Annotated in this window: 12 protein-coding genes; 9 read left to right on the plus strand and 3 right to left on the minus strand. The window is 52.9% G+C overall.

The genetic code is table 11. From position 1 onward, the window contains the following. From G340_RS18525 to G340_RS0114870, 3 genes are all read left to right on the plus strand, one after another. Positions 1–198, plus strand: a 198-nt coding sequence (locus G340_RS18525; protein WP_033402327.1) for a hypothetical protein, incomplete at its 5' end; no start/stop codon positions are given. A 156-nt stretch (positions 199–354) separates the two neighbouring features. Next, positions 355–693, plus strand: a complete 339-nt coding sequence (locus G340_RS0114860; RefSeq protein WP_020074433.1) for a four-helix bundle copper-binding protein — start codon at positions 355–357, stop codon at positions 691–693. Between the two features lie 548 nt (positions 694–1,241). Next, positions 1,242–3,326, plus strand: a complete 2,085-nt coding sequence (locus G340_RS0114870) for a sodium-translocating pyrophosphatase (protein WP_020074435.1) — start codon at positions 1,242–1,244, stop codon at positions 3,324–3,326. A 91-nt stretch (positions 3,327–3,417) separates the two neighbouring features. Here G340_RS0114870 and G340_RS0114875 read toward each other — a convergent pair whose 3' ends face one another. Together G340_RS0114875 and G340_RS0114880 are read right to left on the minus strand one after the other, a co-directional pair. Then, complete coding sequence (locus G340_RS0114875) at positions 3,418–4,236, minus strand: protein-glutamine gamma-glutamyltransferase (RefSeq protein ID WP_020074436.1); 819 nt, start codon at positions 4,234–4,236, stop codon at positions 3,418–3,420. Continuing rightward, positions 4,233–5,225, minus strand: a complete 993-nt coding sequence (locus G340_RS0114880) for a hypothetical protein (RefSeq protein ID WP_020074437.1) — start codon at positions 5,223–5,225, stop codon at positions 4,233–4,235. The genes G340_RS0114875 and G340_RS0114880 overlap by 4 nt, the downstream gene beginning before the upstream one ends. A 998-nt stretch (positions 5,226–6,223) precedes the next feature. On the opposite strand from G340_RS0114880, the gene G340_RS0114890 reads away from it, so the two are divergent. From G340_RS0114890 to G340_RS0114900, 3 genes are all read left to right on the plus strand, one after another. Continuing rightward, positions 6,224–7,399 (plus strand): tyrosine-type recombinase/integrase, encoded by a 1,176-nt coding sequence (locus G340_RS0114890; RefSeq protein WP_020074439.1) that lies wholly within the window; start codon positions 6,224–6,226, stop codon positions 7,397–7,399. Between the two features lie 202 nt (positions 7,400–7,601). Then, the gene (locus G340_RS16970; RefSeq protein ID WP_177309679.1) at positions 7,602–9,764 is read left to right on the plus strand and encodes a methyl-accepting chemotaxis protein; all 2,163 of its coding nucleotides are present in this window, start codon (positions 7,602–7,604) and stop codon (positions 9,762–9,764) included. A gap of 50 nt (positions 9,765–9,814) precedes the next feature. Beyond that, positions 9,815–10,444 (plus strand): HD-GYP domain-containing protein, encoded by a 630-nt coding sequence (locus G340_RS0114900; RefSeq protein ID WP_020074441.1) that lies wholly within the window; start codon positions 9,815–9,817, stop codon positions 10,442–10,444. Between the two features lie 168 nt (positions 10,445–10,612). On the opposite strand, the gene G340_RS0114905 is transcribed toward G340_RS0114900, so the two are convergent. Then, a complete protein-coding gene (locus G340_RS0114905; RefSeq protein ID WP_020074442.1) occupies positions 10,613–12,556 on the minus strand; it encodes a methyl-accepting chemotaxis protein in 1,944 nt (647 codons plus the stop codon). Between the two features lie 411 nt (positions 12,557–12,967). Here G340_RS0114905 and G340_RS0114910 point away from each other — a divergent pair, with 411 nt between their 5' ends. The 3 genes from G340_RS0114910 (at position 12,968) to G340_RS0114920 (ending at position 15,087) form a co-directional block, all read left to right on the plus strand. Continuing rightward, entirely contained in the window at positions 12,968–13,912 is a 945-nt protein-coding gene (locus G340_RS0114910) for an AEC family transporter (protein ID WP_020074443.1), read from the plus strand. A 436-nt stretch (positions 13,913–14,348) separates the two neighbouring features. Continuing rightward, positions 14,349–14,834, plus strand: a complete 486-nt coding sequence (locus tag G340_RS0114915; RefSeq protein WP_020074444.1) for a methylglyoxal synthase — start codon at positions 14,349–14,351, stop codon at positions 14,832–14,834. A gap of 19 nt (positions 14,835–14,853) precedes the next feature. Further along, entirely contained in the window at positions 14,854–15,087 is a 234-nt protein-coding gene (locus G340_RS0114920) for an HPr family phosphocarrier protein (protein WP_020074445.1), read from the plus strand. Positions 15,088–15,126 lie beyond the last annotated feature (39 nt).

Genomic DNA, 15,126 nt, shown 5'->3' on the forward strand with positions numbered 1-15,126 from the left:
CCAAACGGACGCATGGCGGCAACGACGCTTTTTCCCTTAGCAACATCAATTCCAACGGCTGTGTTCATGAAAGACCTCCTGATGATTGCTTTGTACTCGGTTTCGCCGTTCTTTCATTGCCGATTCAATCTCCTTGGTTACGCGAACACACCCATTATCGGGCGGGACGACCTGCTCCAATCGAACGGCTGTCAATGAGAGGACGGCTGACAGACTCCCTTACGGACGTGGTTAGTCCTCGGTGAAAGTGGTCAGGCCGAACTTCTCTCATTGTACAGCCTTGGCAACAAAAACGAAACAGACACGGCTGGCTGCCGTGCCTGGTCCGTTATTACTATTGTAGGAGATGTTTGTATGAGTGTTGTGGGAAACTCTCTGAACAATGATCAAAAATGTATCGACGCCTGCCTGCGCTGCTTTCAGGCCTGCCATGAGTGCGCGGTGCTCTGCCTGCAGGAGCCGGATGTGGCGCAGCGAACGAATCATATCAGCATGATGCTGGAATGCGCGGGTTTCTGCCAGGAAGCCGCCTGCCTGATGACCATGAACGCAAAGCACGCAAAGGAGATGTGCCAGCTCTGCGCCACGGTTTGTGAGGAGTGCGCTTCGGGCTGCGCCCAGTTTAAGGACGAGCATTGCCAGCAGTGCGCCGACGAATGCCGCAAATGTGCCGCGGAATGCAGGGCCATGTAAGAGGAAATCGCCGGTCAGCGAAAAAGGAGCCGTTAACGAACGGTTCCTTTTTTTTCAAAGAGCACTCTCCGGGTGAGAGATCTGTATTTTTCCAATCAGGCGATTTGTTATATTTCTCTCAGGGAATTGATAAAAAGTGGAAATGGATTTTTTCATTTTATTCATAAGTGTTGACAGATACAGTATAAAGTTGTATAATTAGCACAATTAAATATTCAAATTTCCGGTTGGGCAGATGTTCGTCGTGTATCGATATCTGTTTTCAAGATTTGTAGCTGAGGGTGGAGGCTTCGCAAGAAGCTCCCACCTTTTTTGCATGGAAAACAGTGCGTCTGCGGCAACGAGAAAGGGGTGAGCCTGCTGGCTGAGGCCGACCATTCGTATACATAGCTCTCAGGGCAATGTTTTCACAGCCGATCTTTTTCCCTTCCGCGGCAATCCGGATTGCCGCGGAAATTCTGCTGTTCTTCATCGAGGTTGAATTCGCTGCCGGGCAAAGAGTCTGTTTTGCATCATTGGAAAGGAAAAATGAAAAGGAGTGAACCCCCATGCAAAATCTGTTTTGGGTTGGTTTCGTCGGATTTATACTCGCGATCTTTTTTGCTTATTTGCAGAAAAACCGGGTGATGAGCTATTCTGAGGGAACCGAAAAAATGCAAAAAATAGCCGCGTCCATCCGAGAGGGTGCGAACGCCTACTTAAAGCACCAGTATTCCACGGTTGCAAAGGTATTCGTCGTGGTATTTCTCGTTCTGCTGGCAATGGCCTTTGGCACAGGCGGGCAAATGCTTTCAAAATTTACCCCCTTCGCCTTTTTAACGGGCGGTGTCTGGTCTATGCTGGCGGGCTTTATCGGGATGAAAATTGCGACCAATGCCAACGCCCGCACCGCTCAGGCCGCCTCTGAAAGCCTGAACAAGGGTCTGCGCGTCGCGTTTTCCTCCGGCTCTGTTATGGGCTTTACCGTGGTGGGGCTGGGAATTCTGGATGTTACCATCTGGTTCCATCTGCTGCATTACGGCTTTGGCATCACCGATCCCATTCAGCTGGGCAATATCATGGTGATGAACGGAATGGGTGCTTCCTTTATGGCGCTGTTTGCCCGTGTGGGCGGCGGCATCTACACCAAGGCGGCCGACGTGGGCGCCGATCTGGTGGGGAAGGTGGAGGCCGGCATTCCGGAGGACGACCCCCGCAACCCCGCCACCATTGCCGATAATGTGGGCGACAACGTCGGCGATGTGGCCGGCATGGGAGCCGATCTGTACGAATCCTATGTGGGCTCCATTCTGGCGACGTTTGCGCTGGCTGCCGCTGCCGGCTACGGCTTTGAGGGGATGCTTTTGCCCATGCTGCTGGCGGTGTGCGGAATCGTATGCTCCATCATCGGCTCCTTCTTTGTCAAAACCAAAGAGGACGCGACGCAAAAGTCTCTGCTGACCTCGCTGCGTACCGGTACCTATCTGGCTGCCGGCCTGTCCGCGGTTGCCGCGGCTCCTCTGACCTATTACACTGTTGGCAATTGGGGCGTTTATGTCGCCATTCTCTGCGGGCTGATCGGCGGCTGCGCCATCGGCTATTTTACGGAATACTATACCTCCGACACCTACAAGCCGACGCAGAAGCTGGCGGCTTCGTCCGAGACGGGCTCCGCCACGGTGATCATCGGCGGCTTGTCCCTGGGAATGCGGTCCACCGCCGCTTCCATCATCATCGTCGTCGCGGCTGTCATCATCAGCTTCTTCGCCTCCGGCGGAGCGGCGAGCTATAACATGGGGCTGTATGGAATCGGCATTTCTGCGGTGGGAATGCTTTCTACGCTCGGCATCACCCTCGCTACGGACGCGTATGGCCCCGTGGCGGACAACGCGGGCGGCATTGCGGAGATGGCGGGCCTGCCCGAGCAGGTTCGCGAGCGCACCGACGCGCTGGATTCTCTGGGCAACACCACCGCGGCAACCGGAAAGGGCTTTGCCATCGGCTCCGCTTCGCTGACCGCACTGGCCTTGCTGGTGTCTTATGTGAATATTGTTACGGAGAAGGGCTTCACCATGAACCTGTCCCTGACCAATCCCACGGTTCTGGTGGGGCTGTTCATCGGCGCCATGCTGGCGTTTGTATTCTCTGCCTTTACGATGAGCGCGGTTCAGGTTGCGGCGCAGTCCATCGTGATGGAGGTTCGCCGCCAGTTTAAAGAGATCGCCGGGATTATGGAAGGCAAAGCGGAGCCCGATTACGCCGCGTGCGTCAGCCTTTGCACCAAAGGCGCTCTGCACGAAATGGTTGCTCCCGCGCTGCTCGCCATCATTGTTCCGATTGCTACCGGGTTGATCTTGGGCGCGGAGGGCGTGGTCGGCCTGCTCGGCGGCGTGTCCGTAACCGGCTTTGCAATGGCCGTATTTATGTCCAATGCCGGCGGCGCGTGGGATAACGCCAAAAAGTATATCGAGGCCGGGCATCACGGCGGCAAGGGCTCTGACTGCCATAAGGCGGCCGTGGTAGGCGATACGGTCGGCGATCCCTTCAAAGACACCTCCGGGCCTTCTCTGAACATTCTGATCAAGCTGTGCTCTACGGTTTCCATCGTGTTTTCCGGTTTGATCCTTTCGTTTAATCTGATGGGTCTGATGTAATAGAATCGACAAAAGCGGGGTTCTGACTTACTTGAAGTCAGAACCCCGCTTTTGATTGCCATGATCAGCGTGAGAACCCCGTATGGGATCATTAGCCCGAGATCGGCTGGGGGAAGGGCCGCCAGCGCAGGACGGAGGGTTGTGTGGAGGAGGAACCTTGAGAGGCCTTTTCCAGCTTTTTAAAGTCGGGGCGGGCCGCGGAATTCTCGATGAAATAAGCCGATTGCGTCGCGCCTTCCATCCGGTTGGCATTCAGCATGCGGATGATCCGGTCGGCGGTGGTGATTCCGATTCCGTGCCCATAATACAGACCGCCCGGCAGGATGATGACATTTTCGCCCTGCAGTTCCGAGACTTCCGGATCGACTTCGGGATTGATGAAGTAGCACCGGTCTCCCAGCAGAATATCCGCAACGGGTTTGGGCGCGCCGGTTTCCCGGAGCAGGGGATCTAATCTATGCCAGTTCATCAGGTAGATCGATGGGAACAGGCGGTTGAAGGTCTCTTCCGGAAGAACCTCCAGCAGCGCCTTGTAATACACGATGACCATAGCGGTCGCGCATTCCGTAGCGTACTTGCGGCCGTTTTGAAAAATATCCCGAATCGCGTCGCTGGGCTTTACTCCTTCTTTCAGAAGGAAACCGCCGTTGCCGGTTCTTTCCCAATAGTCCGGGTTGCATTCTGACTTGTGAAAAACGGCGAATTTCATCCCGCTGCCGTTCAGCTGCCTTGCCGCGTTCACAATTTCCCTGCGCAGAGAAAGCTCAAATTTGAGCTGATTCAGGGTGTCGTACCGGTAGGTCTCCTCGCTTTTGGACATCTGCTCCAAAAGTTGCCTTTCAACGCTGTTTTCGGGGTACTCTCCGGCAATGTCGGAAAGCGGAAGCGTGGAGCCGGATACCGTAATCATTCGTCTCCCTCCCATCCGGCCTTTGCCGCCTTGATCTGCTCTGTCACCGGCATATGCAGCCATTCCTTCCAGGCCGGCTCACTTTTGCCGCAAATTTTCTGCGAGTAATCGGATAAAGCTTTCTTTTCCTCAGAGCTCAGCCGCCGAAAGGCCGCGATACATTTATTTTCATCGTCGTCCAGCGAAGGAATCGGCTCTTTGCTGTAAGAGGGGGTTCCCTTTTGCAGGTATTTCCGTTCCAGGTCTACGGTACAAAACGTGGGCCTGCTCGTATACTGAAAGCTTTCCTGTGTGAAATACAGGTAGGGCTGGTTCTCCTCCAGCCAGTGAAGGTAGCTTTCTTGCCGCCCTTTTCCATCGCCTCTCACAGCCGGAAGATCGGTTTTGTCGATGTTCAACAGCTCGGCGGCCAGCTCGGCGTCTTTCGGTTCGGAAGAGGCAAGCCGCAGGGCGATCAGCTTTAATATCTGCGGATCCTGAAAACGGAAGAGCGCCCACACCAGGTCGTGAATATAGCGCCCGTCGCGGTTGCGTTTGAAAATCAGATCGACCACCAGCGGCAGAATATCGGCATCCTTATGAACCGTTATCAGCACCGACACGGCCACATCCAGTATCTCCTCATAATCGTCTTCGGGGATTTCCTCGGCAGAGCCGGTTTGCAAAATCCATTTGAGAACGGGGTACGCCGCATTCTGCTTGGGCGACAGAGCGTTGGTTCCGGGTGCTTTGGGCCCCTTGAGCCGGTTCGCGATCTGCAGGGCGATCCTATTGCGCGGGTTTAAATATCTCTGAGCGCGCTGCTGCAGGATTGGCTCGCGCAATATGTACAGGCTGGGGAACATCAGCCGGTCGTCGTTGAGCATGGTGGATGCGCGCCTGGCGTCCTTCCGGAAAATCTCAAGAAACGCACTTTTGCATTTCTCGGCTCCTTCCGTCCTCCGGACCTGATCCAGATAGCTCAAGTCATTCAGATGATCTGCGTTCATAAAATCAACTCCGTCTTCTGTTATCTTCCGCTCGCGGACAGAGCCGCCGGGAATATACAGGCTCTTAGCGCCTGATACCATCATATTAAGGCAGGGTGTCCTTGTTTCTTAAAAAGACGGAAAAGACAAAAAGAAAGGGAGCCGATCCGGCTCCCCGGCAAAGCGATCTCCCGCCGGCAGGGCCGGCGGGAGATCGCTTTGTTCTATTTCAAAATAAAGTGTTTGATGGATAAATTGCTTTTTTCATCCTTTGTCCGCATGGCTCCGGCAGGGGGCTGCTGTTTTTCCGTTCGGTTTGGCTTCGGGTTTCATTCTGCATGCCGCTGAGAGGAAGGCCCGAAGTAAGCCGGATCATCTTTTTTGCTCTCAATGCCATTGTGTGCAGGCGATTTCACCGGCTGTGGAATAAAAAGGGAACAAAAATGAGAAAAAACATGGAATATTCCCCGAATGCGATCGATTACTAATATAGGACACAAGAAAAGCGGCCGGCCCGGACCGCAAAATCAATTTTACAATCCGTAAGATGCCGGCAGAAAATGAGCTGCGCCTGTTGAAGCGTATCGGCTCAGAGACCTTCCGGCGGTAAAGGTACAGATCAAGAGATTCTCTTTCCCAATCTGCAAAATGAGAAAGGTATCTCCTGATCTGTATTATTGTGCACAACGGAAAACAGCATCGTTTTTCGGCTTGCTCTCAGCTCACCAAATCGAACTTTCCACCGCAGGTTATGCCTGTTAAAGCAGCTTTTTTCGTTCCCGGAAAATCCTCAAACAAACAAAATACGTCGCAGTTTATCTAAAACCGAGACCCTTCAGTTCGACACTCTACGACAATTTTCATTATATATGATCTGATTTTGCTTGTCAATCTCGCTAAAAAAGCAAGCATTGCGGACGATAATCAGATAAATTTTAGTGAAAAATGAAGTTTTTTTCGCGTGCGCGAAAAAATGCGCCGTCAGCACAAACGTCACATCTGAAAGGAGTCATCAGGAAATGGCACGCAAAGGAGAAAACATCTATAAACGAAAAGACGGACGATGGGAAGGGAGGGTCATCTGCCCGCAGGGAAAGTACCAGTACTTTTACGCCAAAACCTATCGGGATGTCCGCGCGAAAATGAAGAACATTCAGGAGCAGAATCGAGCTGCAAACAGGAAGCCGGCCGGCGGGCAGGCGAACGCCGCAGATTTATTTGAGGAATGGCTGGCGGGCGATGCGGCCGGACGTTTAAAGCCGTCCACCTACGAAAGCTATTATTACTGCATGCGGGGATATGTGATCCCTCATTTCAGCTTGCCTGAAAACACACAGCTGTCGGAAGAATCGATCGCCGCGTTTGTCCGGTCGATTCATCGGAACGGGGCTATCTCCGGGTCATATCAGAAAAAAATTCTTTCCATTTTCAAAACAGCCCTGCGCGAAATCTCGAAAAAATCGTCGGAATACGCGCCTTTCGTTGAAGCGGTTGCGTTCCCCAAGGTAAAGCCCTGTACCGAACTACCGGTTTTCTCCATGAAAGAGCAGCGGCTGATCGAGTACGCGGTACAGTCCTCGGCGGACAAAAGAGCGCTCGGGATCATCCTCTGCTTTTACACCGGTATCCGTCTTGGCGAGCTGTGCGCTTTGAAGTGGGGCGATATTGATTTTGAGGCCGGTACCATGTGCATTTCACGCTCCGTGGCACGCATCCGGAATTTTGAGTCGGGCGGAAATAAAACGCAGCTGTATGTAGGCACCCCGAAGAGCAGAACCTCCTGCAGAAAAATTCCTCTTCCGACATTCCTGTTAAAGCTCGCGGAGGGAAACCGCCTTGGCCGAATGGCAGAGAACTGCTATGTGCTTTCGGGAAGCGCCGAGCCCTTCGACCCCCGCGCATACCAAAGGCTGTATAAAAGGCTGCTGGAAAAAGCGGGGGTGCGAACGCGCAAATTTCACGCGCTCCGCCATACCTTTGCAACAAGGGCGCTGGAGCTGGGGGTAGACATTAAAACCCTCAGCGAAATCCTGGGCCATTCCAATGTTGGCATCACGCTGAATATTTATGCGCATTCCCTCATGGAGCAGAAGAAAAAGGCCATAGAGAAGCTCAACGAAATGCATGTGGTGCAGATGAGCGCTTCCCCATTCGCCGTCAATTCTGCCGTCATGGGCGCGGTACCCGCCATGTAGCCCCGCAATTTGATTGAAGGGCGTACAGTCTTAGATAAACTGCGACAGCGGGTATTTATTCTATACCATGATTCCAGTATGAGCTTGACGGGCAAATTTATGCAAGCCTGACTTGAGAAAACAATGATGCAAATGAAGGGTAAACGCGGCAGGGAACGATGGCAGGCTGAAATTGAAAGAGTATCGCAGGAGGCGGAAAATGATGAAATCTAATCCAAAGACAAAGGCGTTTCAGAAAAAAAGAGCGGTTCAGGACTTTTCATCCCATTCAAAAGCCAGGGGATTGAAAAAGCTGGTAACGAAAATCTTGATTTTCGTTGGAGTTCCGGTCATTGTGGCATTTACGGTGATTGGTGCTACTACCCTTCGGCTGACACAGACCAGTGTGGACAGACTGACCGGGAACGAATTGACAGCCACTTCTCTATCGGCCTCCCATGAAATAGAAGGGTTCTTTCACACGTACCTGAATAAGATGAAGCAGTTTTCCGCCAGTGCGGACTTGCAGGATTTCTTTCAAAGCCTGAAGCCGGGCACACAAATCGGCCAGGCGCAAGGGGCCGAGATCGTCAAGCGCACATTGGTATCCACCTATCAGGCAGATAAGGAATCCACAGCCGCCGTATGGGTCGCCGATCTGGATTCCAGCCAGCTGATGCAGTCGGACGGTTATATCTCCGGCAGCGATTATATTGTAACAGAACGCCCGTGGTATAAAACCCTTGCCGCGGCGAACAAGCCGATTATGACGGAGCCGTTCGAGGATTCCGTTACAAAATCGCAGATCGTAAGCGCCGTAGCCCCCGTTTATGCTCCGGGCGGAAGCAAATTAATCGGCGCCGTGGGGATCGATTTTACGCTGGAAGAGTTAAGCAAGATGGTCGGCGCGTATAAGCTCGGCAAAGATGGTTTTTACATCCTTGCCACGGGCTCCGGCAAAATCATCTACCACCCGTCGGCAGAGTACATCAATCTCAACGTAGGCAAAGCCGATATGTCGGAGAATATCAAAACCGCGCTGCTGTCCAAAAAGCAGGGTCTGTTGGAATTTACGTCTCACGGGGTTTTGGCCCACGGCTATGTGTCGCCTGTTGGCGATACGGGCTGGGTCGTCGCCACCGGCCTGCCGGATGCCGAATACTATCAGGAGTACTCGGTGGTTCGCACGGCCATGCTGACGACCTTCCTCATTGCCGTAGCGGTCATTTCCCTGTTCATTATTTTTGTCGCGCAGCGGATTGCATTGCCGATCAAAAAGCTGACGGAAACCGCAAACGAAATTGCGGACGGAAAGCTGGATGTTTCCGCGGAGGTTAATTCTCGCGACGAGACCGGGCAGATGGCGATTGCAATCAACCGTACGGTTGTGCAGCTTAACAAGTATATCAGTTACATCAGGGAAATTACACACGCGCTGGAAACAATCGCGCAGGGCGACCTCCGTATCCGCCTGGAGCAGGATTACGAGGGGGAGTTCGCCGTTGTCAGGCAGGCGATGCTCAATATATCCGGCTCTCTGAGCAATACTCTCAGTCATATTAACAACGCTGCGAATCAGGTGAATGCCGGCGCGGGGCAGGTGTCCGACGCGGCGCAGGCGCTTGCTTCCGGCGCTACAGAGCAGGCGGCGACCATTGAGGAATTGACCGCTTCCATCGTCGGTGTATCGGAGCAGGCGGGTCAGAATACAGCAAATGTTCAGAAATCTGTGAATTATGTGGAACAGGCGGAGCGTGATCTTGCGGAAAGTAACCAACAAATGCAGACCCTCAACGCCTCTATGCGGGAGATCAGTGAAACCTCTCAGGAAATTTCCAAAATCACCAAGCTGGTGGAGGACATCGCCTTCCAGACAAACATTCTTGCCCTGAATGCCGCTGTGGAGGCCGCCCGGGCCGGCAGCGCCGGAAAGGGCTTCGCCGTGGTGGCGGATGAGGTGCGCAACCTCGCGGCAAAGTCAGCGGAGGCCGCCAAGCAGACGGCTGCCTTGATTGAAAAATCGGTTTCAACCGTACTAAACGGGGAGAAAATCGCAGCCGATACATTAACCCGTTTGACCGAAGCTTCCCAAAAAGCGGAATTGGCTGTGCAGTCGATTCGTGAAATAGATGCCGCCACCAGTGAGCAGGCGTCCGCAATCGAACAGATCAACGATGGGTTGTCACAGGTTTCGGCAGTGGTGCAGACCAACGCCGCCACTGCGGAAGAAAGCTCCGCTTCCAGCGAGGAGCTCGCGACTCAGGCGCGGGCCCTGCAGGAAGAGGTGTCGAAATTTAAGCTGTCGGACCAGCAGAGCCGCGCTTCGTTCGACGCGCAAAACAATCCGTCCGAAGCGGCTGAAACAGAGCCCTGGCTTTCCTTTTAACACGTGGCAGGGCGGCGCTCAATTCAAAAGCTTCAAAGGAGGGGGAACCGTTGAAAATCATTGATGAGGATTTGGCCGCGGACGAGATTATGCATATGCTCCCCGAAGAACAAATCCGGCACAGCGAGAATGTGGGAAGGCTGATGGAGAGGTTCTCAAAATGGCTGCACGCCTACGCGGCGGATGAAATGTACCCGTATTTCAGTCTGGCCGGCTATTATCACGATATCGGCAAAGTGTGTGTCCTGCCCGGTCTTCTTACCAAGCAGGAAATTCTGACCCCGGGCGAATACCGCTTGATTCAGCAGCATACCGTGTTCGGTCAGGAGTTGCTGGATCTTGCCCAAAAAGGAAAGATTACCGGCATACCCGAGAGCCTGATCCCCCTGCTTCGTGACGCCGCTCTATACCACCACGAATGGTGGAACGGCAGGGGCTACCCTTTTGGACTGGAGGGCAGGGTGATTCCCCTGGTGGCCCGGGCGACGGCGATCTGCGATTCCTATCACGCGATGGTAAGCAACCGGGCCTACCGGCCCGCATACTCGCACGATTACGCGTGCGGCGAACTCGAAAGAGAAGCCGGCCGGCAATTTGAGCCCGCGCTGGTAACCCTGTTTCTGGAGCACGAGGCGGAAATCCTCCGCATGATGGGTGAATTGTGTGCCGTCGGCGAATAGACGCGTTTTTGGCAGGTTACCCTGCGCTCTCTTTCCCTTATAACAAAAAGGTACGCCTTGAAACGGCTTTGAAAGCCGGTCGAGGCGTACCTTTTTATTGCGATTTGGTTTGGTCTCCCGGTTTTACGAACGGGCGGTCTTGATGTTAAAGCCAGGCTCCGCGGCGAATTATAACCGGAATTTCTCTACCAGCTCTTTCAGAATCTGAGCCTGCCCTGAAAGCTCCTCGCTGGCCGCCGCACTCTCTTCCGCGGTAGCCGAGTTGGTCTGTACCACGCCGGAGATTTGGTTCATGCTCTGTGTAACCTGGTCGATCCGTTCCGACTGATGCAACGAGGCTTCGGAGATCTGCTCCACGTTATCGGCAACCACCCGAATGCTCTGCACAACCTTGGTCAATGCCTGCTCGGTGTCGCCCGCAATTACGGTGCCCTTTTCCACCTGTTCTCTGGAATGGCCGATCAAAAGAGCCGTGTCCTTTACCGCGTGTGCGCTTTTGGTTGCAAGATTGCGCACTTCGTCCGCTACCACGGCAAAGCCCTTTCCGGCGCTGCCGGCGCGGGCAGCCTCCACGGCGGCGTTCAGCGCGAGAATGTTCGTCTGGAACGAAATATCCTCAATGGTCTTTACGATTTTTTCAATTTCGTCGGAGGAGCTGTTGATCCTCGACATCGCTTCGACCATATCCTTCATGTACCGGTTGCTGACTTCAATTTTCGCGCGGACATCCTCCGCGCTTTCGCTTGCGCCGCCCGCGTTCTGCGCGTTGACCTTCACGTATTCCGCGATTTCGGAGATCGCGGAGGAAAGCTCCTCTATGGAGCTGGCCTGTTCCGTAGAGCCCAGCGCCAAAGACTGCGCGCCGGTCGCCAATTGCTCCGAGCCGCTGGCAACCTGGTCGGAGGCCTGATTGATCGCGCTCATCGACTCGTGCAGCGATTGGGTGATGTTATCGAGCGATTCCCGGATCGGCACAAAGTCGCCGTTGTATTCCAGCTCGGGTTTCACCAGCAGATTACCGGTCGACACCTCGTGCAGAACGTGTGTGATTTCGTCCATATAACCGCGCAGGGACAAAACGGTTTTCTTTAGAGAATCGGACAAAATGCCGGTCTCGTCCTGCGCGCGGATGTCCGCCGTTTCTGAATGCAGGTCGCCTTCGGCCAATTGTTCCAGTCTGCGGCAGACAAGGGTAATCGGGTTCGCGATGGACCTCGCCGTTGTACGGGTGAACAAAACGCCCAGCAGAATGCAGACAACCGACGAAATCAGAAGGCCGATAATCGTATATTCAATGGAAGAGGTCATTTCCTTGATGGGCGCCACAATGCCGAAGGACCAGCCGTCAGTTCCGGGCAGTGGGGCATGGTAGCAGATGCGGTCCCCCGTGCTGTAGGAGTAAATGGTGATGCCGCTCTGCGTCAGATCGGCATATTTGTAAATTTCGGCGGTTTTTCGCTGGTCGATCTTTTCCGGCGCAATGTTGCCGATCAAAACGCCGTCCTTATTGATGATAAACGCGCTGCCGGTTTTGCCCACGACGACGTTCTGAATGAAGGGGCTGTAAACATGGGCGTCCATTGTCGCCATCAGCACGCCTTTGAAATTGTCGTTGGAGATCGGCGTGCAGGCGATCACGCGGAAGTTGCCGTTCAGGTCTTTCATCGGCTCCGAAAAATAGGTTTTTCCGGTCAGCGCCGCCTGAAAATATGCCTGGTCCGCAACGCTTTTGCCGTTTAAATGAGGGTCTGCGCTCACAATCTTTCCATCCCGGCTCACAAGGCTCAGCGATTCGTAGCCGTAAGAACTCCTTTGCTGCTCCAATAGATTCGCGATGGCGGGTTCGTTCAGTCCCGGGGCCCCAAGGGTGTTGGAAGACGCGACGGACTGCAGGGAGCTTTTCATGTTGTCCAGACCGTGGGTGATGGACTCCGTCAATATCTGTCCCATCGAGGTCAGGTCGCTGTTTACATTCTGGGTCAATCCCTGGTAGCTGGAAAAAACGCCCACGCCAAGGCTTAAAAGGGCTGTCAGCACTACAACAGGAATTGTGTTCAGGATCAGTTTCGTTTTCAGGGATTTGATTTTGCTTGTGATGAATAATTTTTGCATTCCAGAATTTCCTTTACCGAATTTTTTCAGAATTCTTCTTTTACAGAAGATGCTCTATTTATAATGTCGGCCTGGCATAGCCGAAATCCAATTACAATAGTTACTAAAGGAAAATTTTTCCATAAAATATTCATATTTTTCTAACCGAAAACTGCCGCGGCTCGCAAAAATACTGAAAAACAGGAAGAATTGTTTTTCTGGATGAAAACGGATGAAAAGCCGTTTAACCCCTTTTTTCTGTGGCCGCACAAGCGCTGAAAACGCGCGAACGGGAGGGCTTTGCGTCAAGTGCGCACTTGCACTTATTCAAAACAGTGCTATAATTTGGTTACGGGTAACCATCAAATGCTGGCATCATAAGATCTTGGCGGAGCGGTCATCTGAAATTTGCAATACGGGAAGTTTGTGCATATGATACTGACATTTTTACACGCGATCGAAAGCATTCTTACAATTATCGTTATGTTCATGACTGGCTGGCTTCTGACCCACGTTGGTTGGTTGGATGAAAAAACCAGTCTTATTTTTTCAAAAATTATCGTGAACGTTTCGTTTCCCTGCTACATGCTGTGGAACCTGATGTCCAACTTTGATAAGGCGAAGCTGCAGGAGCTTTCCGGCGGGCTGGTCATCCCCATCACATCCATTGTGCTGTCGTATGTGATCAGTGTTCTCGTCAGCAATCTGCTCAAGGTAGACCCCAGGCGCAAAGGTGTTTTTCGCTGCATTTTTTTCACCTCAAACACCATTTTTATCGGACTGCCCGTCAATTTGTCTTTGTTTGGCGCGGAGAGCACCCCGTACGTTCTGATTTATTATATTGCAAACACCTGCTTTTTCTGGACTCTGGGCAATTACGAAATCAGCAAAGACGGCGATGAGGGAAGAGAGACGGGAAAATTTTCGCTGAGCACGCTGAAGCGGATCTTCAACCCGGCCCTCGCGGGGTTTGTGGTCGCCGTGATCCTGATCTTTCTGGACATTCGGCTGCCGCGGTTTGTCATGGACAGCTGCAAGTATATCGGCGAGCTGACGACTCCGCTCGCAATGTTCTTCATCGGAATCGTGCTCCATTCCACGCCGCTGAAAAAACTGCGGTTCGACCGCGATCTTGTGGTTCTGCTGCTGGCGCGTTTTATTCTCTGCCCGGTCGTTGTGATTGGGCTGGAGCTGTTAATCCCCATTCCACCCTTGATGGCCAAGGTGTTCGTCATTCAGGCCGCAATGCCCGCGGTTACCAGCACGGGGGTAATCGCCAAGCAGTACGGCGCGGATTACGAATTCGCCACGATCGCGACGGTTGTCACCACCATCGCGAGTATGATCGTCATCCCGATTTACATGGTGCTGATTTAACGCTGAAAAGAAGCCATCCGCCTGTTTCAGGGCGAGTGGCTTCTCAATAATCGGGCAGGCTGCATAAGGGGCGGGCATAAAAAAATTTAGAAAAGTGTTGACTCTCACGCAACGTGATAGGCTATCCTTCGGTGCTTGCGGCAGTATGCGGGGCGCTGCTCCGCCGCAAAGCCGGCAGGAAACCGCGGCGAAACACGGAGCGCCCCTTCCCCGGTGAGCACTCCCTTCCAGCGCCATTTTCAGGTGAAATTTGCCCGGCCCGCGGGGCAAGGAAGCAGGGCGCTTTTTTCAGGCGGACAACTTGAATTTTTCTCAATCTTTGGTATAATGAGATTTGAGTTTCGCCATGCTTTAACAGGCACACCCACAGAGAATATGGTTTCTTTTCACAGTCCGGTCAAAAGCATCCACCGAAACAGAAAGACAGGTGAAGAGTGTGAATGAAGAATTTGTAACTTTTACCATCGGCAAGCAGAAAACCATCGCGCTGATCGCCCACGACGGCAAAAAGCGAGAGATGATCGACTGGTGTGCAGAAAATCAAGAAATCCTGAAGGGCCATTTTTTGTGCGGAACCGGAACCACGGCAAAGCTGGTTGCAGAAAGAACAGGCCTGCCGGTAAAAGGGTATAACAGCGGCCCGCTGGGCGGCGATCAGCAGATCGGCGCCAAGATTGTGGAAGGCAGCGTGGATTTTGTTGTCTTTTTTTCCGATCCGCTGGAAGCGCAGCCCCACGACCCCGATGTAAAAGCCCTGCTGCGAATCGCTCAGGTCTACGACATTCCGATTGCAAACAATCGCGCCACCGCAGACTTCCTGATTCATTCCGATTATATGAACCGGGAATATCAGCATAAGGTGATCAATTTCAAGCAGTCGGTGATCGATCGGGTCAATGACCAAAATTTGTTTCAAAAATAAGCACGCAGGGGGAACAAGTATGCTCACGACAAAAATCCTGATTAATACGGTAGAAAAGGTAAAGCAATTTTCGTCCATCGTTTCCAAGCAGAACGTGGAGTGCGAAATTGTAGAAGGAATTTATATTATCGACGCAAAGTCCATCATGGGTATTTTCAGCATTGATCTGTCCGAGCCCGTAGAGCTTCGGATTCACTCCGACGACGCGGCGATTCTGGATTCGCTGAAGGAGTTTGTTGTTCAGGAAGCCTGACGCAAACCGCTTGGGTACGGCTGAGACCAGCCGTACCTT

Origin of the sequence: Faecalispora sporosphaeroides DSM 1294 (assembly GCA_000383295.1) — a bacterium.
Lineage (GTDB): Bacteria > Bacillota > Clostridia > Oscillospirales > Acutalibacteraceae > Faecalispora > Faecalispora sporosphaeroides.

Bases quoted from the DNA above. Each gene is read 5' to 3' on its own strand.
- G340_RS0114860 (WP_020074433.1), top strand. From the start codon at position 355: ATGAGTGTTGTGGGAAACTCTCTGAACAATGATCAAAAATGTATCGAC.
- G340_RS0114870 (WP_020074435.1), top strand. From the start codon at position 1,242: ATGCAAAATCTGTTTTGGGTTGGTTTCGTCGGATTTATACTCGCGATC.
- G340_RS0114875 (WP_020074436.1), bottom strand. From the start codon at position 4,236: ATGATTACGGTATCCGGCTCCACGCTTCCGCTTTCCGACATTGCCGGA.
- G340_RS0114880 (WP_020074437.1), bottom strand. From the start codon at position 5,225: ATGAACGCAGATCATCTGAATGACTTGAGCTATCTGGATCAGGTCCGG.
- G340_RS0114890 (WP_020074439.1), top strand. From the start codon at position 6,224: ATGGCACGCAAAGGAGAAAACATCTATAAACGAAAAGACGGACGATGG.
- G340_RS16970 (WP_177309679.1), top strand. From the start codon at position 7,602: ATGAAATCTAATCCAAAGACAAAGGCGTTTCAGAAAAAAAGAGCGGTT.
- G340_RS0114905 (WP_020074442.1), bottom strand. From the start codon at position 12,556: ATGCAAAAATTATTCATCACAAGCAAAATCAAATCCCTGAAAACGAAA.
- G340_RS0114910 (WP_020074443.1), top strand. From the start codon at position 12,968: ATGATACTGACATTTTTACACGCGATCGAAAGCATTCTTACAATTATC.
- G340_RS0114920 (WP_020074445.1), top strand. From the start codon at position 14,854: ATGCTCACGACAAAAATCCTGATTAATACGGTAGAAAAGGTAAAGCAA.